This window comes from Pseudonocardia halophobica (genome assembly GCF_027922425.1).
In the GTDB taxonomy this organism is placed as follows: domain Bacteria; phylum Actinomycetota; class Actinomycetes; order Mycobacteriales; family Pseudonocardiaceae; genus Pseudonocardia; species Pseudonocardia halophobica.
The window spans coordinates 1-24,116 of the sequence record NZ_BSFQ01000023.1; the positions used below are offsets into that span (position 1 = coordinate 1).

The following is a 24,116-nucleotide window of genomic DNA, read 5'->3' on the forward strand; positions in this document are numbered from 1 at the left end:
CGGAACTCCGGCGGGTGAGGAGCGGGCACGGACGACATCCTTCCCGGCGGACGGCGTCCGCCTCAGGGCAGGTGTCCGGCGTCAGGGGCCAAGCTCAGAGGTTCCTAATCTGACCTGGTGAAGCGCGCACAGCCTCACGTTGGTGGCGCGCCCCCGCGCCGCGGCGGTGGTCGGTGGGGTCGGTGGCGTCGGCGATTGGGGGTTCGCACAGCCTCGGCACTCGCGGCCGCCCTGGCTGTCGGGGTCGTGCTGGTCGTCGCGGGCGTGATCCTGGTGCTTGGGCTCAACGCGCTGCTGCGGATGCAGCTGGTTAACGCCGCCACGCAGCAGGCCACCCAGCTCGGCGAGCGGGTCGCGGCGAACTTCGCCGACACCGAGGACGTCAAACGCAACGCCGTCCAGGCCACCGGCAAGCGGTCCGACCTGATCGAGGTCGTGACCGACTACAACAACGACCCGCAACGCCCGCCGGATATCCAGAACATTGGCTCTTCCGACCCGCTGCCCGAGTACCCCTTGATGTCCGACCTTCTCGCCCCACCAGAAGACGTCAAGGTTGCAGGCTCCACCTGGATAGCCCTGAATGAGGGCACCTCAATCGAGGTCTTGGTCGTCGCGAAGGGATTCGAGTTCCCGCCGACCGGCCAGCCCTTCACCGTGCTGGCCGCCCAGCCGCTGGACTTCCTGCACCGCGCCGTCAATACGGTGCTGGCGATGGTGCTGGTCGGCATCCCGGTGCTGGTGGTGCTGGTCGGCGGCTTCACCTATCTCTTCGCCGGACGGGCCCTGCGCCCGGTCGAGGCGATGCGCGCGCGGGTGGCGAGCATGTCCGACCGGGACCTCGGCACGCGCGTGCCCGTCCCGCCGGCCCGCGACGAGGTCGGCCGCCTCGCCGAGACGATGAACCAGATGCTCGGCCGGCTGGAGAGCGCGCAGACCACCCAGCGGCGGTTCGTCGCCGACGCCAGCCACGAGCTGCGCAGCCCGCTCGCCACGATCGCGTCGGGCCTGGAGCTGCTGGCCGGCTCGGTGGACGAGTCCGACGCGTCGACCGTCCGGACCCTGCGCGGTGAGGCGGGCCGCCTCGACCGGCTGGTCGACGGGCTCCTCCTGCTCGCCCGCTCCGACGAGCGCGGGCTGCAGCCGCGCCGCGAGGACGTCGACCTCGACGAGATCGTGGAGGCCGAGCGCGGCCGCCCGTCCGACGTCGGCGGTGTGGCCCCCGAGGTCCGCGCCGAGCCCGTCCGGGTCTCCGGGGACCGGGCGCAGCTGATCCGGGCGGTGCGGAACCTGGTCGACAACGCGCGCCGGCACGCCGACTCGCGGGTGCTGGTCACGCTGCGGGCCGAGGGACCCGACGCGGTGGTCGACGTCGCCGACGACGGCCCCGGCGTCCCGCCCGAGGACCGCGGCCGCGTCTTCGAGCGGTTCGTGCGGCTCGACGAGGCCCGAGCCCGGTCGGACGGCGGCGCGGGCCTCGGACTCGCGATCGTCCGGGAGATCGTGGCGGTGCACCACGGCAGCGTCGAGGTGCTCGACTCGACGCTCGGTGGGGCGCTGTTCCGGCTGCGCCTCCCGAGGAGCCCCGCTGACGCGTCCAGCGCTTCCGCCACGATCTTCCTATGATTGGCAAATTTGGATGTTTACCGAATGAAGTAGATGACGGCGAACAGTCCGATCCATACTACGTCCACGAAGTGCCAGTAGTAGGAAACGACAATCGCAGCGGTCGCCTGAGCCGGGGTGAATTTGCTGAGTTTGGTGCGGATGAGCAACAACGTGAAGGCGACGAGACCGCCTATCACGTGGAGGCCATGGAAGCCGGTCGTCATGAAGAAGACCGTCCCGTAGGCGCTCGACGATATGGTGGTTCCTTCCTGGACGAGCTGGTAGTACTCATAACTCTGGCCTGCGACAAAGATTGCGCCCATGAGCAGCGTGACTACGTACCATCGGCGCAGCCCGAACACGTCGCCGCGCTCGGCTGCAAAGACCCCGAATTGACACGTGAAGGATGATGCGACCAAGATCGACGTCACCACAAGCGCGTAAGACACATTTAGCTCGGTCGGCGGCGGCGGCCACTCGCCAGCAGTTTGCGCGCGGGTGGTGAAGTAGATTGCAAACAGGCCGGCGAAAAACATCAGCTCACTGGACAGCCACACGATGGTACCTACGCTGACCAGATTTGGCCTGCTCAGCGAGTGGATGCGGGTGCTCAGTTGGGCAGAGCTGGAAGTCATGGACAGCGTCTCACATTTCTGTGCTAACTGAGGCGGACGGTTAGTGCGCCCCGGCAGGTGGGATTAGAGCGTGCTTCGGCAGTGGGGGATCAGGCGATCTCAACCGTCGAGCCCCATGGATTGATCTGAAGCGGGGTCTGGAGTGCCGTATTGCCCTGGTCGAGCAGGCTGTCGAGGGCGTCCACGCGACCCACCGAGGCAGACCACGCCGCCTGGGTCTCTGGCGTGCTGGGCTGCTCGAGGACGGAACGGCGCTGCTCGAGGAACGCGTCGAGCCACCGTCTCGTCTATCCCGGTACCCGGGCTTCCGCCGAGCTGGGCCGTGACCTGCTCGGTGATCGCGGTGAGGCTGTCTGCGCCTGTGACGCCGTGCTGGACCGCAGTGTCATACATGATGAGCCGGGAAACCGCGGTACTAAGGCCTTGGCGGGCGGCCAAGCCCATTGCAGGCTGGTAGTAGGTGTCATCGACCACACTGTCCTGGACCTGTCGAAAAACCGGATCAATGGCTGCGCTTTGCCAGGCCGAGGGCAATCCGTCGAGTAGCGTGAGGTTGTCCGACCCCTCCCTGGCTAGTGCTGAGAGAGTGGGCAGGTAGCGTGCGAGGGCATTGGAAGGGACGCGGTCGGTGTAACGGCGCACGATGTCGCACATGTCTCCACACGCCGAGCAGAAACCGGCCCGACCGGCGGTGTAGCCGCGGCCGTCCCCCAGGTCTTCAATGTAATCATACTGAAGGTCGGTTACGCCGTTCTCGAATACGCTGACAATCTTGTCCAGGATTTGTCGCTCGCTAACGCTCGAACTCGTTCCGGCGCCTCCTCCGTCCTGGTTCGTCGAGTTCGCCCGTGCGGTGAGAACGACAACCGCTAGTACTGCAAGAACGGAGGCTGACACAGCTAACTTCACGGCTCGTGAGCGACCGGTCATCAGACATTCCTGAGGTGCCGGGTCGAATTGCGAGGGGTCGGAGCGTGAGGGCGCGCCGTGGGTTCCGCAGCGCAAGCCTGTATACCGACGCGCCACTTCTGTGAACCTCGAAGATCAGGTGAGTACAACGCTGGAGTCATCAGGTGGGGCTCCTTGGAGGGGTTAAGCGGCCGGGGCCGGACGCCGGACCACGGGAAGGTGCGGCCCGGTTCCGCCCCGCGGAGGGGGCCGGTGACCTCGTATCGGGATAAAGCGCTTGAGTCGGCGAGAGCTGCCGGGGCCGTGCGCACGTCGCGAGTTCGGTGAGAGTCGCCGACGTTAACTGGTCTACGATGACTGCCCCGGCGCTGGCGGCCTACCGTTGGATGTGAGCGTTGAGACGTGTCGTGGACAAGCAGGAGCGGTGGCGAATCCGGCATGACGTGCTCGCGACTCGGCCTCATCGCCATGCGCGGTGGCTGCCTGGGGCGCTTACGCCCAGCGAGCGGCGCCAGTGTGGGTTGCGCAAAGTGCGGCCGACGGGTTGAGCGCGACGCGCACTCCGTCAGCTTTCGCGCTTATCCGGCGATCTGGCGAACGCTGGCTGCTGTGAGTGCGTCTACCTTCGGATCACGCAGAGCTTGTAGATCGAACCGGCTTCTGCATCGATCGACGAAATGAGAGACTCGACGCGGAGCGGGCTGGCCGTCGGTGGCGACGTGATCTGCGCCTGCGGAGCGGAGGTCGTGTTGTCGAGTTGTTGCGGCGCCAGGGCCGACTGCTCGGGAGGTTGGCAGATCTGCGGGGAGTGATTCGAGCTGCCGTGCGACGCCTGCAGCAGCACGGGTGCCGCCGAGCCGCCTACCAACGGTGTACCAGCCACTCCGTCCCAGCGGCCGCTCCCTCCGCCGGCCAGAACGAGTACGACGACTGCGGTCAGGGCGAGGAGCGCCGTGACCGCGCCAGTCAGGACGGTGCCAGTAGTCGTCCGAGACGCCGCGAGACGCGGAGGCGGGATGGACGGACGCGGCACAGAGAGCATGGTAGCGGCGCTACCCTGTGTCCCCGCTGAGCGTTCTTCGGCGAGGAAGATGCCCGCGAGCTGTGGCCGGTCGGCGACCTCCCGGCGTAGTCGCGGCCCGATCCTGAAAGGGTTGCTCGGCGATCGGAGCAATTGTGGGGGCGTTCGGATCATTTTCCCGCCGTCGTCGACCGTCGGGCCCGTGCCGGGCGCCGTCCCCCGGCGGGCCCTTAAGCTTCCGAACCCCTCCGACCGAGCCTTGCCTACCGTCCTCACCGTGGACAAGGCAACAGTCTCGGCGCTCCGGCGGTGGCGCCCGCACGACATGGGTGACGGCACTGCTGATGGTGCTTGCTAGCCCGCGCTGGCGCACGTGCTGACCTCCATGCGGCGGTGCTGCACGGCCACCTCGAACTGGACGTCATCGAGGTCCTGCGCCGCATCCGGCAAAGGACCCGCGCGGCCCCGGTGAGATCGACGTCGCGCTGCTGACCGTCGCGCTGCACACCCTCGACGCGAGGACGGGCAACGGCTACCACCTCATTGGTTCGCCCCTCAGGTGTCGCCGACGTGCATGGCGCGCTGACCGTTATGGGCATCGCCGACGACCCAACCACACCGAGCAGGTCGACATGGCCTGATCTCGACACCCCGCCGTCCGGTGCCGCCCGCCCGGCGGGACGCCCGTACGTACCACCAGCACACCCGCACGACCCGGCCACAGGCCCCCTTGCGCCGGCACGCACCCGCTCCCCACGGGCCGCTCCCCGAAAGGTCCATCGATGTTGCACCGCATCCCGCGCTCCGTGCGCTGGGCCCTGCTCGTCGCCGTCCTCGGCGCCGTCACGGTGTCCGTCCTGCAGTCCTGGACGTCCGGCGCACCCGGCACCGGCGGCTGGCAGCAGACCCAGTGGGGTCCGCTCGGCCCCGCCGACCGCGACCTGCTGATCAAGGTCCGCCAGGCCGGCCTGTGGGAGGCCCCGACCGGCCAGCAGATGGCCCAGCAGGCCACCAACCAGCAGGTCCGCGCCAGCGGTCAGCACCTACTTAAGCAGCACACCGTGTTGGACCAGATCGACCGCGACGCCGCGGACAAGCTGGGCGTGCAACTGCCCAGCCGGCCGACGGACCAGCAAATCGGCTGGATGAACCAGATCATGCAGAGCACTGGCGCGGACTATGATAGAACCGCCATCCAGCTCGTCCGGCAGGCGCACGGCAACGTCTTGCCGCTCATAACCCAGGCGCGGGTGAGCAGCCGCAACGAGCTCGTCCGGCAGTTCGCCGACACCGCGTTCCAGTACGTGACCGGGCACATCGCGATGCTCGAGGCCACCGGCCTTGTCGACTACTCGGCCCTGCCCGAGGCACCCTCGCCCGGCCTGCTCAGCGGCGCCACGTCGCCCGCGGACATGATCGTCCCGGCCATTGTCTTCGTCGCCTGCGCCGCGGCCGCGATCGGCCTGCTGGTCACCCTGCGCCGCGGGAAGAAGAAGGCGCCGACCGCCGCGACCCCGGCCACCGGCAGCCAGCTCGCGGCCCTGCACTCGGCACCGGTCCTCACCATCCCCGCCCCGCGGCGAGACTCTTCTGGCCGACGTCGCGGCGGCGGGCCTGCTTGAGGTTCCCGACTGATCTGCGCCACCCGGTCGGGTCAAGTGCCCGCTCGAGCAGTTCCAGCACGTCGAGGTCAGTGAAACTCGAGCCATGCGGCGACGAGAGCGATTAGGCGGGAAGAGCTCCCGCAACGTCTGCCGCAGCCGCTACGTCCCGGGTCCGGTCCCGAATCAATGGCCGATGCGTCCGCGCGATCATCTTCACCCGCTCGAAGCTTCAGTTCAGGCCTGATGGGGCTCCTTGCTGCTCAGTTGAGCTTGCGGTTGACAACAGGAACATTCGTCGCCACCGCTACTTGACGCGCTGCTGGCCGAGGTGCTGCTGGCTGGGGCGGCGTGGGTGGCGTCGATCAGGGGCAGTGGCACGCCCCGATCGCCGACCGTCGAGGGCCGATCCGCGGTGCGCTGCGAGGAGTGGGACGCCGCCGCGGCGCAGCAGGGATCCCCCGTGACCGGAGCGGGGGCGACGGTGACATGGTGCCGGCCGTCCCCGGTCGGTGCGGCGGCAAGGCCTGGCAGCAGGCGGATCCGGGATGCCCGTACGGCGTTGAGGATGACCAGTACCTCGGCGAGCTCGTGGACGAACACGACCGTCGCCAGCCCGAGGACGCCGGCGGCGGCGAGCGGGACCAGAACGGTGATGATCGCCAGGGAGAGCCCGATGTTTTGCAGCATTATCGCGCGGGCGCGGCGGGCGTGCCCGATCAGTTGCGGCAGGTGGCGCAGGTCCTCCCCCATGAGCGCCACGTCCGCGGTCTCGATCGCGACGTCGGTGCCCATCGCCCCCATGGCGATGCCCACGTCGGCGGTCGCGAGGGCGGGGGCGTCGTTCACCCCGTCGCCCACCATCGCGATCCGCCGCCCGTCGGCGATCTGCGGTAGGAGGCGGGCCTTGTCCTCGGGCAGCAGTTCGGCGTGAACGGTGTCGATCCCCGCCCCCGCGCCCAGAGCATCGGCGGTGCGGCGGTTGTCCCCGGTCAGCATGGCGACCCGGACGCCGAGGTCGCGCAGCAGCGTGACGGCCTCGGTCGCTTCGGGGCGCAGCTCATCGCGCACCGCGATCGCCCCGAGCAGCCGCCCGGCCCGCTCGACCAGCACGACGGTGGCGCCCTCGCCCTGCCAGCGCAGCACCTCGCCGGTCAGCTCGCCCGCGGGCACCCAGCCCGGCTTGCCCAGCCGCACCGTTTCGCCGTCGAGCGTGCCGGTCAGGCCGTGCCCGGCGACCGTGACGACGTCGTCGGCCGCGCGGGCCGATTCACCGGCGGCGGCGAGGATGGCCGCGGCCAGCGGGTGCTCACTGCGTGCTTCGAGCGCGGCGGCGCAGGCCACCACGGTGGCCTCGGCCACGCCTGTGGCCGGGACGATGCCGACGACCTGCGGTTCGTTTCGGGTCAGCGTGCCGGTCTTGTCCAGGGCGACGGCCCGGATCCGCCCGAGCTCCTCCAGCGCGGCGCCGCCCTTGACCAGCGCCCCGTGCCTGCTCGACGCCCCGATGGCCGCGACCACCGACAGCGGAACCGAGATCGCCAACGCGCACGGCGACGCCGCGACCAGCACCACCAGCGCCCGTTCCAGCCACAGCAGCGGGTCGCCGACCAGCGCCCCGATGCCGGCGACCAGCGCCGCCAGCACCATGATCGCGGGGACGAGCGGCCGGGCGATGCGGTCGGCCAGCCGCTGGCCGGCGCCCTTGCGTTCCTGCGCCTCCTCGACGATGTGCACGATCCGGGCCAATGAACTGTCGGCGGCGAGCGCGGCGACCTCGACCTCGATCGCGCTCATCCGAACCGAACCGCCGTTGATCGCGCCCGCGTAGACCCGGTCACCCGGCCCGACCTCGACCGGGACCGACTCACCGGTGATGGCCGAGACGTCGAGGCTGGTGCGTCCGGAGCGGATGACCCCGTCGGTCGCGGCCCGCTCGCCGGGCCGGAGCACCATCACGTCGCCGAGGACCAGTTGGTCGGGGGCGAGTTGGCGCTCCGTGCCTTCGCGCAGGACCGCGGCGGTAGGCGGCACCAGTCCCAGCAGGGCGCGCAGCCCGCGTCGGGTCCGCATGACCGCGTAGTGCTCGAGACCCTCGGCGATCGAGAACAAGATGCCCAGCAGCGCCGCTTCGGCGACCTGCCCGAGCGCGACCGCGCCGATCGCCGCGATCGTCATCAGGGTGCCGACACCGATCCGGCCGCGCCGCAGGTTGCGCAGCACGCCGGGCACGAACGTCGACGCCGCCACGACCGCGGCCAGCGCCTCGACGCCGATCACTGCCGGGGCGGCAATGCCGGCCCGGCCCAGGAGCCAGCCGGCTCCCAATACCAGCGCCGCGACAAGGGCCAGCTGCAGCTCGCGTACCTGCCACAGCCGTGCCCGGTCGTCGGCCGTATCGACCGACTCGGCTAAGGTTCGGCCGGCCGGGCCGGGGTCCGGCCCGCAGCACGCGTCAGCCATGGACCTGCTCCTTCCCGCTCTCTGGTGCGCGGTCCCCGAGCACGACCTCGACCAGTACCCGTCCTCGGTCGGTCAGCCGGTACATCACCAGGCGTCCCTGCCGGCGTGACTCGACCAGGCCGGTGACCTTGAGCTGCCGCAGGTGGTGCGACACCAGGCCTTGGGCCTGCCCGACGATCCAGCCGACGTCACACACGCACAGTTCTTCGCCGGCGAGCAACGCCGCGGCGATCCGCAGCCGGGTCGGGTCGCCGAGCGCTCGAGCGGCGTCGGCGGACGGCTCGACGGCCCGCAGCTGCGGCACCTCCTGACGGATCCGCTCGGCGTGCGGCAGGTCCAGGCACAACAGGGCACAGGTATCGGGCTCGGCCACATCGACATACTAACGCTCGTTGATACATAGATGTCCGGTCCTCTGTCGGACAGACGGACAGTGGCCACGCAGCGTGATGCTGAGCCACAGTTGAGCGGCAGCACGTGACCCGTCCGGCCCAGTACCGGCAGGGCCATCTGCGCGTTGCTCCTGCGGGACGGCGGACTTCCCGGCGGCAGGAACTCCGACGTCCCTGATTGCCGTCGAAGCGAGATGTGGGTGAACGTGGTGCGGTTCGGAGTCAGGGCCCGGTTCGGCGTCGGGCTGGCGATCGTTGTGGCCGCCAGTGCGGTCGTGGCGGGACAGGCTTCGGCAGAGTCCCCGGCGGCCCAGGCCACGCACGCCGAACCGCCGGTGCCGGGTACCCCGTGCTCGGTGTCGGCCAGGTCGTGCGTGGACCTGGAAGCGCAGCAGGCGTGGCTGATCCGGGACGGCCAGGTCGTGCGTGGGCCGGCGCGGATCTCCTCTGGGGGAGAGGGCGAGGAGACCCCGATCGGTCACTCCCTGCGGGTCTATCGCAAGGACAAGGACCACGTCAGCCAGGAGTCCCGGCTGCCCAACGGCGACCCGGCCCCGATGCCCTGGTCGGTGTTCTTCGCCGACGGCGGGATCGCCTTCCACGGCGGAAGTCCGGACCGCGACTCGGCCGGCTGCATCCACCTCGAGCCTGCCGATGCCGAGGCGTGGTTCAACGACCTGCAGATCGGTGACCAGGTGCAGGTCGTAAAGGCATCGGAGGAGCGGGCGGCCCGGCAGGCCTCCTGACTCGGCAGAAGAGCCCGAAAGGGCGCGCGTGCAGGTCGTATTGCCCTCTCAGGTGACCGCCGTGGGCCTACGAGTTCGGAGGATGCGGGTACGGCCCGAAGTAGTTTGCTCGCGGCGTCCAAAATGGTGCTTGGATGAGGCGGGCCGAGCCCCTGGGGCCACGGCGATCGCAGCGGGGCTACTCAGGAGCTCCGCGTGCTGACCAACGCGGGCGATCAATGCGACCGGCACCCCCTCAGCCCGACCCAGGTTGCAACGACCTCCAACGCTGATGACATTGTCCCCTGTCTGGAGCTCTTGAATCTGCTGCATATTCACTGTCTATAGTAGACCAGCAATTCACATACTGGCAGTTCACCGCCGCACGCTCGGCGCCGGGGGCCGGACTCGGGCGGGGGTGAGCCGGACAACTTGGGGTTCGACCGCCGCAGGTCGCGGTCGGCGGGTGCAGACTCGATGTCCATACCTTGGGCGTAGACGCGCCGAGAACGCCTCATATGACAGTCGCCTGCAGCGGCGCCGTTGATCCAGGGCTTCCCGGGCCATCACGCCGGATACCGTGATCGTCCGGCATGTCCTCGTACGCCGGGCTTTATTCAGCTGCGGCCGCTGTTGCGGGTCAACGCCGAGCGTGGAGAAGCAGCATCGCGTCCCGGAGGTCAGGGCCAGGGCCGGGCTCGCCCATGCCCGTCGCCAGCGGTTGCAACCGGCGAGCTCCCTGCAAGGCCAGGACCTGGTACAGGAGATCGCAGAGGAGGGAGCGCTTTCTGGGCGTCAGGCGCCGGCGAAGGTCAGCCGGGTGCCGGGCGGCGCCGGCTGATCGAGGTCTCCGACGATCGCGCCGTCGAGCAGGACGCGCCGCGCCTCGTGGTGCATCGCTAGTCGCTCGGGTGAGACGCCGGCGCCGAGCAGGCGGTCGCGGACGGTCGGGGCCTCGGGCTGGTTCGGCTCGTCGCTCACGTGATCACTCAACGCCGTCGCCGTCGCCGTGGTGCGGGTCGGTGTCGAGGAGCACCCTGGCGGTGCGGACCGCGGCCGTGCGGATCGAGTCCGGTATGTCGGTGAGGCCGAGGGAGATGGTGTCGAGGATCGACGCGAGGCCATAGGCGTGCTCCGGGTAGCGCTGGCCGCGGTACTCGTCCTGGACAGCGAGATGGCGAAGCCGGGCGGCGGCCTGGTCGATCAGCTCACGGTCGGCCCGCAGCCGGGCGAAGAGATCGCGTTCTCGCACGTCGGATCCCCTGATGGTCGCGGCGGCCGGCGCCAGACATCTGATGGACGTCCGATCCCGACCGGTGGTCGACCGCGGGAGAAGCGCGGCTCGCCAAGCGTAGTCGCCAGCGTCGCCACACGCTGCCAGCGATCGCCAATGACGAGGTCGACAGGTACTCGTGCGCCAGGCGGCACACTCGACCGAGGGTGGCGGCCCCTCCGCCTTCGCGAGCATCGTCATTCGTTCGGACAGGTCGGCCGTCGAGATTGCGGGCGGGGCCGAGTCACGGCGTATCTCTGCGCACGATCAACAGATCAAGCTCGGGTTACAGTGTCGCCCGTACGGGTCCTGTAGGGACACCTGAGAGGGCTCCGAGCTGTGACCATCTTCGGAGATTTCGGTCCGGCCTGTCGGCCGGGCTGTGTTGGTTGGTGGTGGGCCGCTTACTCCGCCCGGTCTCACGTTCCAGGGTGCTGGCGCATCGGCTGACGCCGACAGCCCTGCGGGCTGCCCTGGAGCGTGAGCCTCGCCGGGCGGAGTCGGGCGCGGAGGAGCAAGGGCGGGCGCTTCGCACCGCGCCCCGCAGCCAGCCCACCACAACCACAAACCTGCTGTTCGGGCTGGTTGCCGACCCTTCTTGGAGGCCGCCATGTCCCAGACCCTCGACCACCAGGAGACGCCCCAGGACGAGAACATGCTTCGGCGGGTGCTCGGCTTGCGCCCGGTCCGCACGGTGGTGTTCGACGGCGAGGACTTCCTCGACCCGTGCCCCACCTGCGGGCACCGCGCCCCGGCCGAGCTCCCGTCCGGTGACCCGGTCACCGACGTCGTGCTCGACCGCGTCGCGATCGGGCAGGCGCAGCGGACGGTGGCGATGGTGGTGGAGGTGCTCGACCAGCGCCGCCCGGTCAAGCAGCTCACCGACCTGGTCGCCCCGCGGGTGCTGCGCTACCTGCGGGCGGTCCCGGTCGAGCCCTGCGGGCTACGCGGCGGGGCCCGACTGCTCAGCTTCCACCCGTCCCAGCCACACGAGGGCGCGGTGGAGGTCGCCGGATCGGTCCGCCTCCGGGGACGACGCCGGGCGCTGGCCGCGTCGTTCACGCTCCTCGGCCTGGACCGGTGGGTGTGCTCGACGATCAGGATCCTGTGACCCGGCCGGGCCGGGCGAGAGCTTCTCGCCCGGCCCTTCGGGCCGTTTCAGTCGAGCTGGCGCGCTGTGTTGGTTGGCCGCGGCGCGCCGGGCGGAGCCGTCGCGCCGCGCCCACCTGCCCGACGCCTCCCGGCTCGGAGTTACCGTTCGTCCGCCGATCGGGACCCTCGGTGATCTGCTTATCGTGCCCGTCGTGAGCCCCGTGCCGTACCCGCTGCCGCCGATGGCGGCGGTGAGTACGGGGGAGCTGCCGGTCGGGGCGAAGTGGGTCTACGAGCCGAAGTTCGACGGCTTCCGCTGCCTCGCCCATGCGGCCAGTGGCAGGGTGCGGTTGCAGAGTCGGCAGCTGCGGTCGTTGACCCGGTACTTCCCGGAGATCGTCGCGGCGGTAGCCGAGCTCGGCGAGGACGTGGTGCTCGACGGTGAGCTGATATGGGGCTCCTGTTGTCAAGTGGGCAGGGGTTTTTGGCCGCGATGCGGCAGCATCGTGGCTGCTCATGCGAGCTTTCGGGGCCGGTGAGGACCGGTGGCGGAGAGGCTGTCGCGGTCGACGCGCGGTCAGGCTGATATGCGCGGGTTGGTTACCGCATGACCGGGTGTTCGTCGGGAACGGCCGCGTCTCTAGGGTCGAGCGTCGCCGCCGCGATCATGCTGCGGCGGCTGCTCATAGCTCAGCCGCGGATCGTTCCTCGCACTGCCTGTTGCCACCGGCCCTCACCGGTGTTCCGGGGGACCGGGCGAGTTCAGGCCGGCCGGGTGGCCGCGTGGTCCGGGTTGTCGAGCACGGCCAGGCTCCAGCACCAGCCGGCGAGTTCGCGGGCCACGGCGACCACGCTGACCGTGGACCGTTTCTGGCGGGCATCGAGGCGGGCCCATCGCTGGTGCAGCCGCCGGTTGCCCTGGTCGGCCCGGGCCCAGACCGCCGGCGGTTGGTGAGCTCGGCGGCGGAGCAGCTCGCGGCTGGGCCGATAGCGCTTGCGGTGATGCCAGGCCGACTCGATTAGCAGCCGGCGGGCGTGGCTGTTCCCGGTCTTGGTGATCGCGCCCTGGGCCCGCCGCGTCCCGGTCGAGGTCTCCGACGGGACCAGCCCGAGGTAGGCGCCGATCGTGGAGCCGGTGAACCGGCCCCAGTCGCCGATCTCCACGGCCAGCCCGAACCCGGTCAACGTGGCCACCCCGCGCAGGCAGCACAACCGGCCCACGACCGGGGCGAACGCCGGCTCGGCGGCCATGACCTCGATCGCCCGGTCGAGCCGATCGCGGCGGGCCTGGGTGACCAGCACCGCCTCGTAGGCCTCGTCGAAGGCCAGCCGGACCCCGATGCGGTCGAACCGCAACGAGCGCAGCCACGCGTCATGGGCGCCGGTCCAGGCGCTGTCGTCCCAGACCAGCCCGTGGCGCAACAGCAGCTTGGACAGCCGGTGCCGGGCCCGCATCAGATCCCCGCGGGCATCCTCGCGGGCCCGCACCAGATCCCGCGCGGCCTCCTCAGCCTCGGTCGGCACCCGGATCCCGGGCAGCTCCCCGATCCGCAACAGCCTCGCCAGCCGCTCGGCATCGCGCCGATCGGTCTTGACCTTGTCCCCGGGCGGACGCTCGAGCTTGGACGGGGCCACCACCTCGCACCGGATCCCGGCCTCGGTCAGGGCTCTGGCCAGCCCGAACCCGGTCGGTCCGGCCTCGTAGCTGACCGCCACCGGCCCCGGCAACCCCTTGATCCAGTCCACGATCTGCGGGGTCTTCGGCGACAACCGCAACGTCCAGATCTCCCCGGCCCGCTCGTCGATCGCGCACGCGACCACCGAACGGGCGTGGACATCCAGGCCAACACACGTACGCTCCGACAGCACCGGCGCCTCCCGTAAATGCGGCACCGCCACCGGTCGTGACGGTGACCCGCGCCAACTTACGAGCGAGGCGCCGGCCCCCATACGGTCTAGTGGTGTGGCAGCAGGGCCGGCTCGACTTCGCAGCCCTGCAGGAACGCCTGCAGCCCTCGACTGCCGGCGCCGGTCGGCTCGCCGCGGCCACGCCGGCCGCCTATGTCGTGTTCGACCTGCTGGCGCGCCAGGGCACGGACCTGCGCCCGCTGCCGTGGGCGGAGCGGCACCGGCGCCTGGAGGAGCTGCTCGGCGCACGCTTGCCGCACGGGCTGGTGCTCATGCCCACCTCCGCCGACCCGGCGGTCGGACGCTTGTGGATGCGGGAGCACACCGCGTCGGGCATCGAGGGCGTGGTGGCCAAGCGGGTCGACCAGCCCTACCGCGCCGGTGCCCGGGGATGGCGGAAGGTCAAGACGCGGCTGAGCGCCGAGGCGGTCGTCGGGGGAGTGCTCGGCACCCTCGCCGAGCCCGACGCGCTGGTGGTCGGCCGGTTCGGTGCGCACGGCCGGCTGCGAGTCGCCGGCCGCACGACGCCGCTGTCCCCCGCCGCCCGCGCGCAGCTGCGAGGTGTGCTGACCGCGCCGGCCGGTGGACATCCGTGGCCGGAGGTGATCCCGTCGGCCCGATTCGGGCAGCGCCCGAGCGAACCGGTCGCGTACGTGCAGGTGGCACCTGAGGTGGTGGTCGAGCTCGAGGTCGACGCCGCCTTCGAGTACGGCCGCTGGCGTCATCCCGTGCGGTTCATGCGTTCACGGCTGGACCTGCGTCCCGAGGAGGTAATGCAGGCTTCCGCCGCGCTGGATCCGGACGTGCTCGCAGTCCAGGAGGTCGGCGACCCCAAAGCGCTCACGGGCTACCGCTCTGAGCGCCTTGACACGATCTCAAGGGCAGGCGATACCTACAGTTCGCCGTTCACTTGACCCTCGAGCGCAGCGGCGACGGCCTCGAACTCGGCGAGAGCGGAGGTCAGGTCCTCGACGATCTCCCGGGCGATGACTGCGGGCGCGGGGAGGTTGTCGGTGTCTTCGAGCGACTCGTCGCGTAGCCACGTGATGTCGAGGTTTGCGTTATCGCGGCTGACGAGCTCGTCGTAGGTGAAGGACTTCCACCGCTCGGATTCGGTGCGCTCGTCGCGGGGCTTGCCTGGAAGGTACGCGTCGACGAACTCGTCGAGGTGGTGGCGGCGCAGCGGGTTCTGCTTGAGCGTGAAGTGCTGGTTGGTGCGCAGGTCGTACACCCAGAGGCGCTGGGTCCAGGGCTGCTCGGAGGCTGGCTTCTTTTCGAAGAACAGCACGTTGGCCTTCACGCCCTGGGCGTAGAACACGCCGGTCGGGAGCCGCAGCATCGTGTGCAGGTCGAAGTCGGCCAGCAGCTTGCGGCGGAGGGTCTCGCCGGCACCGCCTTCGAACAGCACATTGTCGGGTAGTACGACGGCCGCGCGGCCGTTGATATCGAGAATCGTCATGATGTGCTGCAGGAAGTTGAGCTGCTTGTTCGAGGTCGTGACCACGAAGTCCTGGCGCTCGATCTCTCTGTCCTCGCGAACCTCGCGCCCGTCGGAGCCGATCATGGTGAGCGAGGACTTGCGCCCGAACGGCGGGTTCGACAGGACGACGGACCAGCGGCGTCCGGGGTCTGCGATGAGAGCGTCACGGACGTCGATCAGCGAGTCGCCGTCGGGCGTCCCGATGCCGTGCAGTAGCAGGTTCATTGCAGCGAGCCGGGCGGTGCCGTCGACGAGCTCGTAGCCGGTGGCGAACTCGTCGCGCAGCCTCAGTCGCTGTACCGGGGTGAACTGCTCGGAGCCCTCTGCTGCTCGTTCGTGGGCGACGAGGAGGAACCCGCCTGTGCCGCAGGCTGGGTCGACGACGGTGTCGTCGGCCGTGGGCTGGATGACGTCGACGATCCCGGCGATCAGGTCTCGCGGGGTGAAGTACTGCCCCGCGCCTGAGCCCTTGTCGGAGGCGCCCTTGGCGAGCAGCTGCTCGTAGGCGTCGCCCTTGAGGTCGGTCCCGGAGGCCGACCAGTTCTCCTTGTCGATCAGGTCGACGATCAGGCGCTTGAGCTTGGCGGGGTCCTGCACGCGGTTCTGTGCCTTGCGGAAGATCGTGCCGAGTGTGCCCGGCTGCTCCGCCAGCCCAACCAGAATCTCCGTATAGGTGACTTCGAGGTCTGTGCCCTCGGCGTCAAGCAGCCGCTGCCACGAGTACTTCTCAGGGACGATCTGCTGCGGCTTGAGCTTCCGGGTCGCCCGCTCGTGCGCCATCTTGAGGAACAGCAGGTAGGTCAGCTGCTCGGTGTACTCGATGACTCCGACGCCGTCGTCGCGCAGGACATGGCAATACGACCAGATCTTGTCGACCAGACGGCGGGAGTCCACGGGCATGTCCGGCAGTCTCGCACCCGGCTGTCCGTCGGCTCAGTCGACACCGCGCTTCTCCCAGGCGCCGAAGGTCTTGCCGTCGCTGGCGACCCACTCGATCCGCCCGTTGCACGAGGCACGTCCCTGCAGAACCGATCCGGCCGCTGACGGCGAGGTGAAGACGATGTCCCGAGCGACTCGGCCGTTCCCGTCCTCGACAACGATGGATCCGTCGGCGAGCAGCCGTTCGAACTCGGCGTGTCTCGCCGCATGCTGCTTCGCCGTGCTGGCCGAGTGCTTCGGGCTTCCCGGTGGGAATACCGCGACGATCTTCGAGCCCGCCAGCACTGTGAACTCGCCGTCGACCTGCTGTGCCTGCGCGTCAACTCCCAGCTTCGCGTTGAGCAGCCGGAAGACGGGGGATTCCTGCGGCTCGGCGGGCGCTTTCGGGGAGGGCTTGACGCGAATCGCGTTGATCCCCAGCACGGGCAGCACGATCTGCAGCTGGGCTACGAACTCGTTCATGTCCGAGACGTCGGCCTCCGGCAGCTTCGGCACATCCGGCGCCTGGCTGTTCTCGACGGTCACACGGCCGGCCTGCTTGACGAGCGCGATCAGTCGGGCCTCCAGGTAACGACCGTGAGCCTTAGTGATATTCGCGTCCTTTGACGTAACAACGACGACACGGTCCCAGAAGTCCTTACCCTTGACATGCTGCTTGAGTCGGTCTCGGACGACGTCGGCTTCGCCGATGTAGCAGCGCGTTTCTCCCAGTTCGCTGCTACCGAGCAGGAAGTAGACGCCGGTGCGCTCAGCCTCGTCGCGAGACAAGAGCTTCGCGATATCGGAGCGGGACGCGGTGACGACGTGCCCAGTCCAGTTGGGAATCTCGGCTGTTGTCAGGCCACCCGGCGTGCCCTCCACCAGGAATAACTTGATCTGCTTTCCGCTCACGCGACGACCGATTCATCGGATACCGGTACCTCACCGGTTCGACAAGACAATGCACCCGTGAAGGCCGCGGCTAGCACGGCGCGGCGCAGCGCCTTGTTCTGCGTCTCGGCTCGAGCGATCTCCTCGCGAAGGCGAGCCATCGAGTCCAGTTCGTCGCGGAGGCGCGCGATAGCAACTGACGCATGTCCGGATGCCGGAACGATCACCGGCATGCGCCTGATCATCGACAGGCTGATTGAAGCAAGGTTGACGCTCTGTTTCCCGTTTCGCTCGGCCCAACGGCCACCGATTGTGTTGGTCGTCCAAGACAGGAAGTAGGGGTCGAGTCGCGGGTTACGAACGCGTGCGCGGAAGACATGGTTCTGGTGGATACAGTGCTCGATCTGGCCCTCCCACACCCACCCGCGCGCGAGCTTGTCACGATCGCCGCCCTCATTGAGTAGGACGTCACCTGGCCGAAGGGACAGCGCCTCAGCCTTGGAGGGGCTCACACGGATGCGGGCGACGTCGCTCAGATCGAGTCGGCCCCGTTGGACGTTAGCAACGCGAAGATAGGGAACCTCAATAAAGCCGGGGTCCGCCTGTTTCTTAGCGTCCTTCGTGACTCCACCGACGACATCAGCGACATCGCCGAGACGAGACCATGTCCACCCCATCGGAAGGTCTGGGAGGTTGCCATCGTTCGAGCCGACGCCGGCGAGCTGGCACTCCGATCGCTCGCTGTCGTGACTGGATCCTGTAATTGCATCCAGCACCAGGCGCTCCTGTAGACGATGCAGGCGCTGGGCGGCAACTGCCAACGTTGCTGCCGCTGCATCAAGACGGGAGAGGTGGCCTTCGAGAACGACAACGATCCGCCGCTGCTCTTCCAGCGTGGGTAATGGGAGGGCGATCTTCTTGAGTTTCGCGACGCTAAGCGTGTGGAGTCCGCTAGTGGAGCTCGCCACTTCTGTTAGATTCTGGCGAATAGTAGGAGAATTCCAAATCAGGCCAAGATACTCTGGTAACAGGGCCGGTCCTGGGCGAACCCGAATCAAATGGTTCTGGTGGACACAATCTTTGATCGACCCGTCCCAGACCGCGGCGCGGCCGATCTGCGCTGGACTTCCATTTCCTTCGACTACCAGCAAGTCCCCCGGGTGGAGGCGAAGCCGATCAAGTTCGTCCTCGCCGAAGAGCTCGATCTCGTGCACCGTGCGGAGATCAAGCCCAGCTGCCGTGACATTAGCGACTCGAAGAAACGGATAGCGGTTTGACCTCGGTGCTCGTTTCGGCTGCTTCTGGATTCCGCCCTGAACTGCCGCAATCTCTGCGAGCGGTGCGTAACGCCAAGTTGCTGGGAGGTCGGTCACGCGGTCAGTTCCTCGTTCAAGTCGTCGATCAAGTCAGCTGCGCGATCGCCGAGGTCGCGGAGGGCACCGTCGATGCCGCCGCGTTCGGTGAAGGGCGCCTCTTCGAGGTCGTCTGGTGTGATGCCGGCAGAGGAGGCGATGACGGAGACCATGCGGTCTAGCCACCACCTCTCGGTGTCGGTGAAGCGCACGCCTGCTTGTTCTTGTTGGGCGAGCCAGCCTACGTACTTCTCCTTGACGCGGTTGGCGTAGGGGACGAGCTGGTCGTCGGAGCCGAGGGTGTAGCGCAGCAGGGAGACGAGGTCGGTGAGGGATAGCCGGGTGCGTACCTGTGGGCCGGCGGCCTGCCGGTGGGTGACGTCGATGGCGAGGTAGGCGTTCCAGATGAGGTCGGGCGTCCAGTTGCGGGGCGGGCGGGCGATGCGGTCCGCGAGTTCCTGCAGGTCGGCGTAGTTGATGCGGCGGTCGCGGGCCTCGCCCAGGAGCTGGATCGCAGTGATCTCGTCGCGGTGCTCGTCGAGGAAGGCCTTCCAGGACTCGATGGTCGTTCGGGCGCGGTCGGTGTCGACGACGCCGTGCGCGTCGATGAGGGTGTCGACGCTGATCTCGTCGACGACGCGGTCGTGGGTGCGGCGTAGCTCGATGATGCGGTTGCGCAGTTCCGGGTTGGCGGCGACGGGCTCAACGGCCTTCTCGATGAGCTCGCGGATCGCTGCCGCCGGGTCAGCAGCGCGCTCGGTTGCCTGCGCCTGGCGGTCGGGGTTGACGGCCTCGACGAGCCCGCGGACGACGTCCTTGATGGGAGTCCCGGCGACGTCGTCGAGCTCGGCTCGCTCGGCCGGGGTCAGCTCGAGCTCCAGCTTCGCGAGCCGGGACGCGAGCGTGGCGGCGTCGTTCTCAGTGAGGGTGAGGTTGGCGGCCTTGTCGAGCAGCTTCTTGAGCGGGACGGTCTTCTCGCGGTTGAGCGGGGGCTGGACGAACGGGTGCTCGGTGACTCCGATGGCGTCGACGAGCACGAATCGGGTTTTCACGTCGGCGTCGGGGGTGACGCTCTGGAAGTCCGCGGGGGAGATGGTGCGCGCGCCACGGCCCTTCATCTGCTCGAAGTACTGGGCGGAGCGGACGTCGCGCATGAAGAAGACGCACTCCAGCGGACGGACGTCCGTACCTGTCGCGATCATGTCGACGGTGACGGCGATGCGCAGCGTAGGCGAGGTGCGAAATGTCTGGAGTTGTTCCTTGGGTTTGGTGGCGCTGTAGGTGATCTTCGCGGCGAAGTCGTTGCCCTTGCCGAAAACTTCTCGCACTGTCGTGACAATCTCTTCGGCGTGCGCGTCGTCCTTGGCGAAGATCAGCGTCTTGGGGACGCTGGAGCGGCCGGGGAAGATCTCGATGAACAGCTTGTCGCGGAACGTCTCGAGGACGGTCCGGATCTGGCTCTTGCTGGTGACGGCGCGGTCGAGCTGGGTGTTGGTGTAGTCGAGGTCGTCGTCGAGAGCTTCCAGGCGTTGCTTGCGGGTGCGGCGGTCGACCTTGGGCACGATCGTGCCGGCCTCGATGGTGGAGCCCTGCTCGGTGATCTGGGTGCGGATGCGGTAGAGGTCGAAGTCGACGTTGACGCCGTCGGCGACGGACTCGGGGTAGGTGTACTCGGAGACGAGGTTCTGCTGGAAGAAGCCGAAGGTCTGCTTGCCGGGCGTGGCAGTGAGACCGACGATGTGGGCGTCGAAGTACTCCAGCACGCGGCGCCACACTCCGTAGATGGAGCGGTGCGCCTCGTCGACGATGATCAGGTCGAAGGCCTCGGGCGGCAGTTCGGGGTTGTAGCCCACGTCGACGGGTTTGTCGGGGACGTAGGTGTCGATGTTCTGGTCGTCGGCGTCTGCGACGTCCTCGCCGCGCAGCGCCATGAACACGCGCTGGATGGTGGAGACGGCGACCTTCGTCGAAGCGGCCATCCCGGCTCGGCGGACCTTGTCCACGTTGTACAGCTCGGTGAACCTGCGGTTCTCGCCGGGCGTGCGGTAGTTCTGGAATTCGGCCAGCGTCTGGTCGGCGAGGTTGTTGCGGTCGACCAGGAAGAGGATCCTGCCGAAGCCGCCCCACTTGAGCAGCCGATATGACAGGGTCACCGCGGTGTAGGTCTTGCCGGCGCCGGTGGCCATCTGGATGAGGCTTCGACTGAAGCGCTGCTCGGCGAGGCTGTTCTCTACACCCTTGATGGCCTTGATCTGCGCGGGCCGCAGCGGGGCCTCGTCGAGCGCGGGCAGCTGGCGGACCTTCGCTCGCCAGGTCGAGTGCTCTGAGTCCGCATCGGCTTCGCGGAGAATGCGGGCCAGCGTGGCCGGCTTGGGGAAGTTGAAGAGGCGGCGGGCACGAGGGTCGGGATCGAATCCGTTGGTGAAGTGTGTCTCCGAGCCAGACGCCTCGAACACGAAGGGCAGGCGACCGTCGCGCAGGATAGCCCTGAGCTGGACGTCGGCCGGGAGCCCGTCGGCGTACATGCTCGACTGCCACTCGACCCCGCTCAGCGTCGTGCCCTCGGGCTTCGCCTCGATGACGCCGACGGCCTTCTTGTCGACGTAGAGCAAGTAGTCGACTCGCCCGTGGCCGGCCTTCATGACGATCTCGCGCACAGCGACGCCCTGCGAGGCGTACAGGCTCAGGTTCTTCTTGTCCTGCACCGCCCATCCCGCTGCTGTGAGCTGACGGTCGATGAGCACGCGTGCACGCTGCTCGGCTGCGAGCCGGCCACCCTCATCCTTAGGGATCATCACGAACGAGAATTCCACATCCGTGGTCCCCCCGTTACCTCTAGTGACCTAGGGCGAGATCACGATTGTGGTCGTATGTGGATGCTGGCCCCTACTCTTGACGACCTGGCCCGCTACCCGTCGGCTGTTGCCCGTCGGTCGGGGTCGAAGCGGTGCCGGTTAGCGGGCGCTCAGCTCAGTGCGGCGCGGGCCAGGGGAGCGCTGATGGACGCCCACCCGCTGCACAAGCGGCACGCTCAGCCCCGGAGGCCACGGCAGTCAGTGCTGTGGGAGGACGTGCCGTCGTATCGATCGCCACTGACCTACTCCGATTGGCCGCCAACCAGCGGTGCCGTCAGTCGTCTCCTGAAGTAGACGATCGGCCCGGACGACGCGGGCAGTGCCCGATCGTCAGAGGGAGGGGCAGGTGGCTGCGACCGCTGTGCCGCCACCGAAGGCGCAGGCCGGCTCCGGCTCTCGGAATGTGTCCGGCGCTGCGGGGTGCCTGGTCGTGTTCCTTCTCGTGCTCGGCGTTCTTGCGGTCGCTTGTCTGCCGGAGGCCGAGGGTGAACGCCGGTCTTTTCCCGAGAAGTGTTCTGAGGCCCCGCCTACCTACTCCGCACGGTCGACCTGTCAGCCAGGCGGCGAGGCGGTCGTCGTCACGCGCATCGTTGACGGCGACACCGTTGAGCTCGAGGACGGTAGCCAGATCCAGCTGATCGGCATTGACGCACCCGAAGTCGACGAGTGCGGCGGTGCGGACGCTGCCTCGTTTGTGCGTCGCGAGCTCACCGACCAGGTCGTCCACGTCTACACAGACGGCCGGAACGCGGTGGATAGGATCGGACGGCCGCTCAGGTATGTGCGCTACGGCGAGAGCGCTGGTTCGACCAAGGACCTCGCGCACGAGATGATGCAGCAGGGGCTCGTACGACGGTTCCCGGCGTACGCCGGAGATCCCGTCTACACCGTCGAGCTCCAGAGCGCCTACGAGGCGGCGAGGGCCGCAAGGCTGGGCATCTACGGCTCGACCTGCATACGCGTGGTGTCGCCGCGGCCGGACACCAGCACCTCCGACTACTCCGACAACGACCGCCGAACCGGCAGGCATCAGAACGCTACCGCGATGTCAGTCCACGCCCTGACGATGACGATGATGTGACCGCGCCGCGGGACGGCGACAAGAGCGACCCCGACCCGGGCTACACAGGACCCCGGTGCTACCTGCCCGGTGGCGAGACTTACCGGCCCTGCTAGCGAAGCGGTGGCGGTTGCGACCGTGGCGGGAATTCTCGGTCGTAGCGGCGCCCGCCACGTCGGCGTCCCGGCCGTGTGGCCTCCTTCGTGGCCTCCAACCAGTTCCCGCGATGCCAGTCATGAGCCGAGCCGAGTCTCTGAGCTGCACTGATGCAGCTGACGCCTGCCGTGACCACGAAGACGAAAATTCTCGTAATGCGTAGGTCTGGGGTTCGACTCCCCAAGGCGGCTCCACGTAAATCTGCAGGTCAGACGCCATGTTGACCTCCAGTGAAGCGATCTTCCGCGAAGATCGTCGGGCGGCTAGTCCACATCTGGTCGCACTTGCTCGAACCGGGCCTGTTTGGGTAGGTGGCGTCGGATCCGACGGTGTCGCGCACTGTCGACCGGCTCGCCGCCGACGCTTCGGCCGTGTCGGCGGCGATCGACCCCGCCCGCGCGGTCGCACGTTCGCGGGCATGAGTGCTGGCCGGGGCGCATGCTCCCGATCACGAAACCGACGTGGCGCGGCCGCTGGTCATCGACGTGGACGCCACCCTGGGCACACTCCGCATTCGGGCAAGGGGGTGCGGCGCCGACGTTCAAGAAGGATTTCGGGCATCACCCGTGTGCGCGTTCGTCGACCACGGACCGACGGGCACCGGTGAGCCTCTCGCCGTGCTGCTGCGGCCCGGAACGTCGGGTCGAACACCGCCGCGGACCACCTCACCGTCATCCGGGCCGCGTTGCGCCAGCTCCCCGGACACGGACCGGTCGCCGAGCGAGCCGGAAAGTCCTGATCTGGGAACCGCAACGGAGATCATTTCGAGTGCTCGAACCACTTGCCGACAGGCGTTCTCGTGCCTCCAAGTCGGCCACCCATCGCCGTTCTTACCCAACGCCGGGGTTTCAGGTGGCGATGACGACTTCCACGTCGGCCGCGGCGAGGGCGGTTCGAAGGGGCTCGGGTGGCGCTGCGTCGGTGACGAGCACGTCGATGAGGTCGAGCGGGCCCAGGACCATGGCCTTCTTGCGGTCGAACTTGGTGTGGTCGGCGGTGACGACGACGCGGTCGGCCAGGCTGGCGAGGAGGCGGCGGACCTCGACCTCGGTGGGGTCGAAGTAGGTGATGCCGCGGTCGACGGAGAGGCCGCCGCAGCCGAGGATCAACAGATCGAGGTGGACCTGTGGCGGCTCCCGCACGATGCCGGGGTTGACCAGGCTCAGTTCGGGGGTCAGCAGGCCGCCGAGCACGATCACCCGACTTCCGCCCTCGCGCGCGGTGATCGCAGCGTGGAGTGCGTTGGTGACTACGGTGAGGTCGCTGCGATGGGCCAGTTCGGCGGCGACGGCGTGGCAGGTCGTTCCGCTGTCGATTCCGACGGCGGCACCCGGTTCGACGAGTTGGGCGGCGACGCGGGCGATGGCGGCTTTCTCGCCCGCCTGGATCGAGGCCCGGGAGCCGTAGGCGGGGGCGCGGCGGATGATCGCCCCACCATGGACCCGGTGTAGCTGTCCGGCCTCGTCGAGCTCGGCGAGGTCGCGGCGGATGGTCATGCCGGACACGCCGAAGCGCTGTGCCAGTTCGGTGACGTCGACCTGTCGGTTTTGCTGCAGCGTCTTGAGGATGTCGCGCTGACGAGCACTTCGTGCGTCCTCTACGGCGTTGTCCTGCGACACCCGGGTAACGCTACCGGGCCCTGCGATCGCCTTCAGGCTCATGACCGGCACCTACCCCGATGCCGCAGCGATCGTTTCTCCAGCTCGCCGACCTGGACGCCTGCGCTTGCCCGGGCTCCACGTACTCGCCTCATCCCGGCCTCCTGCCTCTGCACCTC

19 protein-coding genes and 1 pseudogene are annotated in these 24,116 nt (G+C 68.5%); 7 read left to right on the forward strand and 13 right to left on the reverse strand.

Annotation, left to right across the window (positions count from 1 at the left end; genetic code table 11):
* The first annotated feature begins 195 nt into the window (after positions 1-195).
* Positions 196-1,626 carry a sensor histidine kinase gene (locus tag PKE99_RS23505; RefSeq protein ID WP_037054554.1) on the forward strand — a complete coding sequence of 477 codons (1,431 nt, stop codon included), beginning with the start codon at positions 196-198 and terminating at the stop codon, positions 1,624-1,626.
* 17 nt (positions 1,627-1,643) lie between these two features.
* Here PKE99_RS23505 and ctaE read toward each other — a convergent pair whose 3' ends face one another.
* The 3 genes and pseudogenes from ctaE to PKE99_RS23515 form a co-directional block, all read right to left on the reverse strand.
* Entirely contained in the window at positions 1,644-2,243 is a 600-nt protein-coding gene (gene ctaE / locus PKE99_RS23510) for an aa3-type cytochrome oxidase subunit III (RefSeq protein WP_037054552.1), read from the reverse strand.
* Positions 2,244-2,534: 291 nt separating this feature from the next.
* Positions 2,535-3,173, reverse strand: a pseudogene (locus PKE99_RS39045) (chitosanase); the annotation flags it as partial.
* 598 nt (positions 3,174-3,771) lie between these two features.
* Complete coding sequence (locus PKE99_RS23515; protein ID WP_156068114.1) at positions 3,772-3,996, reverse strand: hypothetical protein; 225 nt, start codon at positions 3,994-3,996, stop codon at positions 3,772-3,774.
* Positions 3,997-4,955: 959 nt separating this feature from the next.
* Between PKE99_RS23515 and PKE99_RS23520 the strand changes: the two genes are divergently transcribed.
* The gene (locus tag PKE99_RS23520; RefSeq protein ID WP_051738389.1) at positions 4,956-5,795 is read left to right on the forward strand and encodes a DUF4142 domain-containing protein; all 840 of its coding nucleotides are present in this window, start codon (positions 4,956-4,958) and stop codon (positions 5,793-5,795) included.
* 216 nt (positions 5,796-6,011) lie between these two features.
* Here PKE99_RS23520 and PKE99_RS23525 read toward each other — a convergent pair whose 3' ends face one another.
* Positions 6,012-8,237 carry a heavy metal translocating P-type ATPase gene (locus PKE99_RS23525; protein WP_081924781.1) on the reverse strand — a complete coding sequence of 742 codons (2,226 nt, stop codon included), beginning with the start codon at positions 8,235-8,237 and terminating at the stop codon, positions 6,012-6,014.
* Positions 8,230-8,610 carry an ArsR/SmtB family transcription factor gene (locus PKE99_RS23530; RefSeq protein ID WP_037054549.1) on the reverse strand — a complete coding sequence of 127 codons (381 nt, stop codon included), beginning with the start codon at positions 8,608-8,610 and terminating at the stop codon, positions 8,230-8,232. The genes PKE99_RS23525 and PKE99_RS23530 overlap by 8 nt, the downstream gene beginning before the upstream one ends.
* A gap of 375 nt (positions 8,611-8,985) precedes the next feature.
* Between PKE99_RS23530 and PKE99_RS23535 the strand changes: the two genes are divergently transcribed.
* Positions 8,986-9,375, forward strand: coding sequence for a L,D-transpeptidase (locus tag PKE99_RS23535; RefSeq protein WP_306470752.1), 390 nt, complete (start codon positions 8,986-8,988; stop codon positions 9,373-9,375).
* Between the two features lie 774 nt (positions 9,376-10,149).
* On the opposite strand, the gene PKE99_RS23540 is transcribed toward PKE99_RS23535, so the two are convergent.
* Positions 10,150-10,335 (reverse strand): hypothetical protein, encoded by a 186-nt coding sequence (locus PKE99_RS23540; RefSeq protein WP_037054548.1) that lies wholly within the window; start codon positions 10,333-10,335, stop codon positions 10,150-10,152.
* A 4-nt stretch (positions 10,336-10,339) separates the two neighbouring features.
* Positions 10,340-10,606: a hypothetical protein gene (locus PKE99_RS23545; protein WP_037054546.1), complete on the reverse strand. Its 267-nt coding sequence runs from the start codon at positions 10,604-10,606 to the stop codon at positions 10,340-10,342.
* Between the two features lie 631 nt (positions 10,607-11,237).
* On the opposite strand from PKE99_RS23545, the gene PKE99_RS23550 reads away from it, so the two are divergent.
* Both PKE99_RS23550 and PKE99_RS23555 read left to right on the forward strand, forming a co-directional pair.
* Positions 11,238-11,738 (forward strand): Rv3235 family protein, encoded by a 501-nt coding sequence (locus PKE99_RS23550; protein WP_156068113.1) that lies wholly within the window; start codon positions 11,238-11,240, stop codon positions 11,736-11,738.
* Between the two features lie 193 nt (positions 11,739-11,931).
* A complete protein-coding gene (locus PKE99_RS23555) occupies positions 11,932-12,258 on the forward strand; it encodes an ATP-dependent DNA ligase (RefSeq protein WP_156068112.1) in 327 nt (108 codons plus the stop codon).
* 223 nt (positions 12,259-12,481) lie between these two features.
* On the opposite strand, the gene PKE99_RS23560 is transcribed toward PKE99_RS23555, so the two are convergent.
* The gene (locus PKE99_RS23560; RefSeq protein WP_269323086.1) at positions 12,482-13,669 is read right to left on the reverse strand and encodes an IS110 family RNA-guided transposase; all 1,188 of its coding nucleotides are present in this window, start codon (positions 13,667-13,669) and stop codon (positions 12,482-12,484) included.
* On the opposite strand from PKE99_RS23560, the gene PKE99_RS23565 reads away from it, so the two are divergent.
* Positions 13,624-14,541 (forward strand): ATP-dependent DNA ligase, encoded by a 918-nt coding sequence (locus tag PKE99_RS23565; protein ID WP_081924518.1) that lies wholly within the window; start codon positions 13,624-13,626, stop codon positions 14,539-14,541. The two genes, PKE99_RS23560 and PKE99_RS23565, sit on opposite strands and share 46 nt — an antisense overlap.
* On the opposite strand, the gene PKE99_RS23570 is transcribed toward PKE99_RS23565, so the two are convergent.
* Genes PKE99_RS23570 through PKE99_RS23585 form a run of 4 tightly spaced genes read right to left on the reverse strand, consistent with a single transcriptional unit; the run spans position 14,520 to position 21,081 of the window.
* Positions 14,520-16,007 (reverse strand): class I SAM-dependent DNA methyltransferase, encoded by a 1,488-nt coding sequence (locus PKE99_RS23570; RefSeq protein ID WP_037049755.1) that lies wholly within the window; start codon positions 16,005-16,007, stop codon positions 14,520-14,522. The two genes, PKE99_RS23565 and PKE99_RS23570, sit on opposite strands and share 22 nt — an antisense overlap.
* A 33-nt stretch (positions 16,008-16,040) precedes the next feature.
* Positions 16,041-16,937, reverse strand: coding sequence for a GIY-YIG nuclease family protein (locus PKE99_RS23575; RefSeq protein WP_037049753.1), 897 nt, complete (start codon positions 16,935-16,937; stop codon positions 16,041-16,043).
* Positions 16,934-18,289, reverse strand: coding sequence for a restriction endonuclease subunit S (locus PKE99_RS23580; RefSeq protein WP_081924517.1), 1,356 nt, complete (start codon positions 18,287-18,289; stop codon positions 16,934-16,936). Before PKE99_RS23580 ends, PKE99_RS23575 begins: the two co-directional genes overlap by 4 nt.
* Entirely contained in the window at positions 18,286-21,081 is a 2,796-nt protein-coding gene (locus tag PKE99_RS23585; RefSeq protein WP_197040761.1) for a type I restriction endonuclease subunit R, read from the reverse strand. Before PKE99_RS23585 ends, PKE99_RS23580 begins: the two co-directional genes overlap by 4 nt.
* 472 nt (positions 21,082-21,553) lie before the next feature.
* Between PKE99_RS23585 and PKE99_RS23590 the strand changes: the two genes are divergently transcribed.
* On the forward strand, positions 21,554-22,204 hold the full coding sequence (locus tag PKE99_RS23590) for a thermonuclease family protein (RefSeq protein WP_197040760.1): 651 nt from the start codon (positions 21,554-21,556) through the stop codon (positions 22,202-22,204).
* Between the two features lie 983 nt (positions 22,205-23,187).
* Here the strand turns inward: PKE99_RS23590 and PKE99_RS23595 are convergent.
* On the reverse strand, positions 23,188-24,000 hold the full coding sequence (locus tag PKE99_RS23595; RefSeq protein ID WP_081924515.1) for a DeoR/GlpR family DNA-binding transcription regulator: 813 nt from the start codon (positions 23,998-24,000) through the stop codon (positions 23,188-23,190).
* Positions 24,001-24,116: the final 116 nt, after the last annotated feature.

Bases quoted from the DNA above. Each gene is read 5' to 3' on its own strand.
- PKE99_RS23560 (WP_269323086.1), bottom strand. From the start codon at position 13,669: ATGGGGGCCGGCGCCTCGCTCGTAAGTTGGCGCGGGTCACCGTCACGA.
- PKE99_RS23520 (WP_051738389.1), top strand. From the start codon at position 4,956: ATGTTGCACCGCATCCCGCGCTCCGTGCGCTGGGCCCTGCTCGTCGCC.
- PKE99_RS23550 (WP_156068113.1), top strand. From the start codon at position 11,238: ATGTCCCAGACCCTCGACCACCAGGAGACGCCCCAGGACGAGAACATG.
- PKE99_RS23525 (WP_081924781.1), bottom strand. From the start codon at position 8,237: ATGGCTGACGCGTGCTGCGGGCCGGACCCCGGCCCGGCCGGCCGAACC.
- PKE99_RS23570 (WP_037049755.1), bottom strand. From the start codon at position 16,007: ATGCCCGTGGACTCCCGCCGTCTGGTCGACAAGATCTGGTCGTATTGC.
- PKE99_RS23595 (WP_081924515.1), bottom strand. From the start codon at position 24,000: ATGAGCCTGAAGGCGATCGCAGGGCCCGGTAGCGTTACCCGGGTGTCG.
- ctaE (WP_037054552.1), bottom strand. From the start codon at position 2,243: ATGACTTCCAGCTCTGCCCAACTGAGCACCCGCATCCACTCGCTGAGC.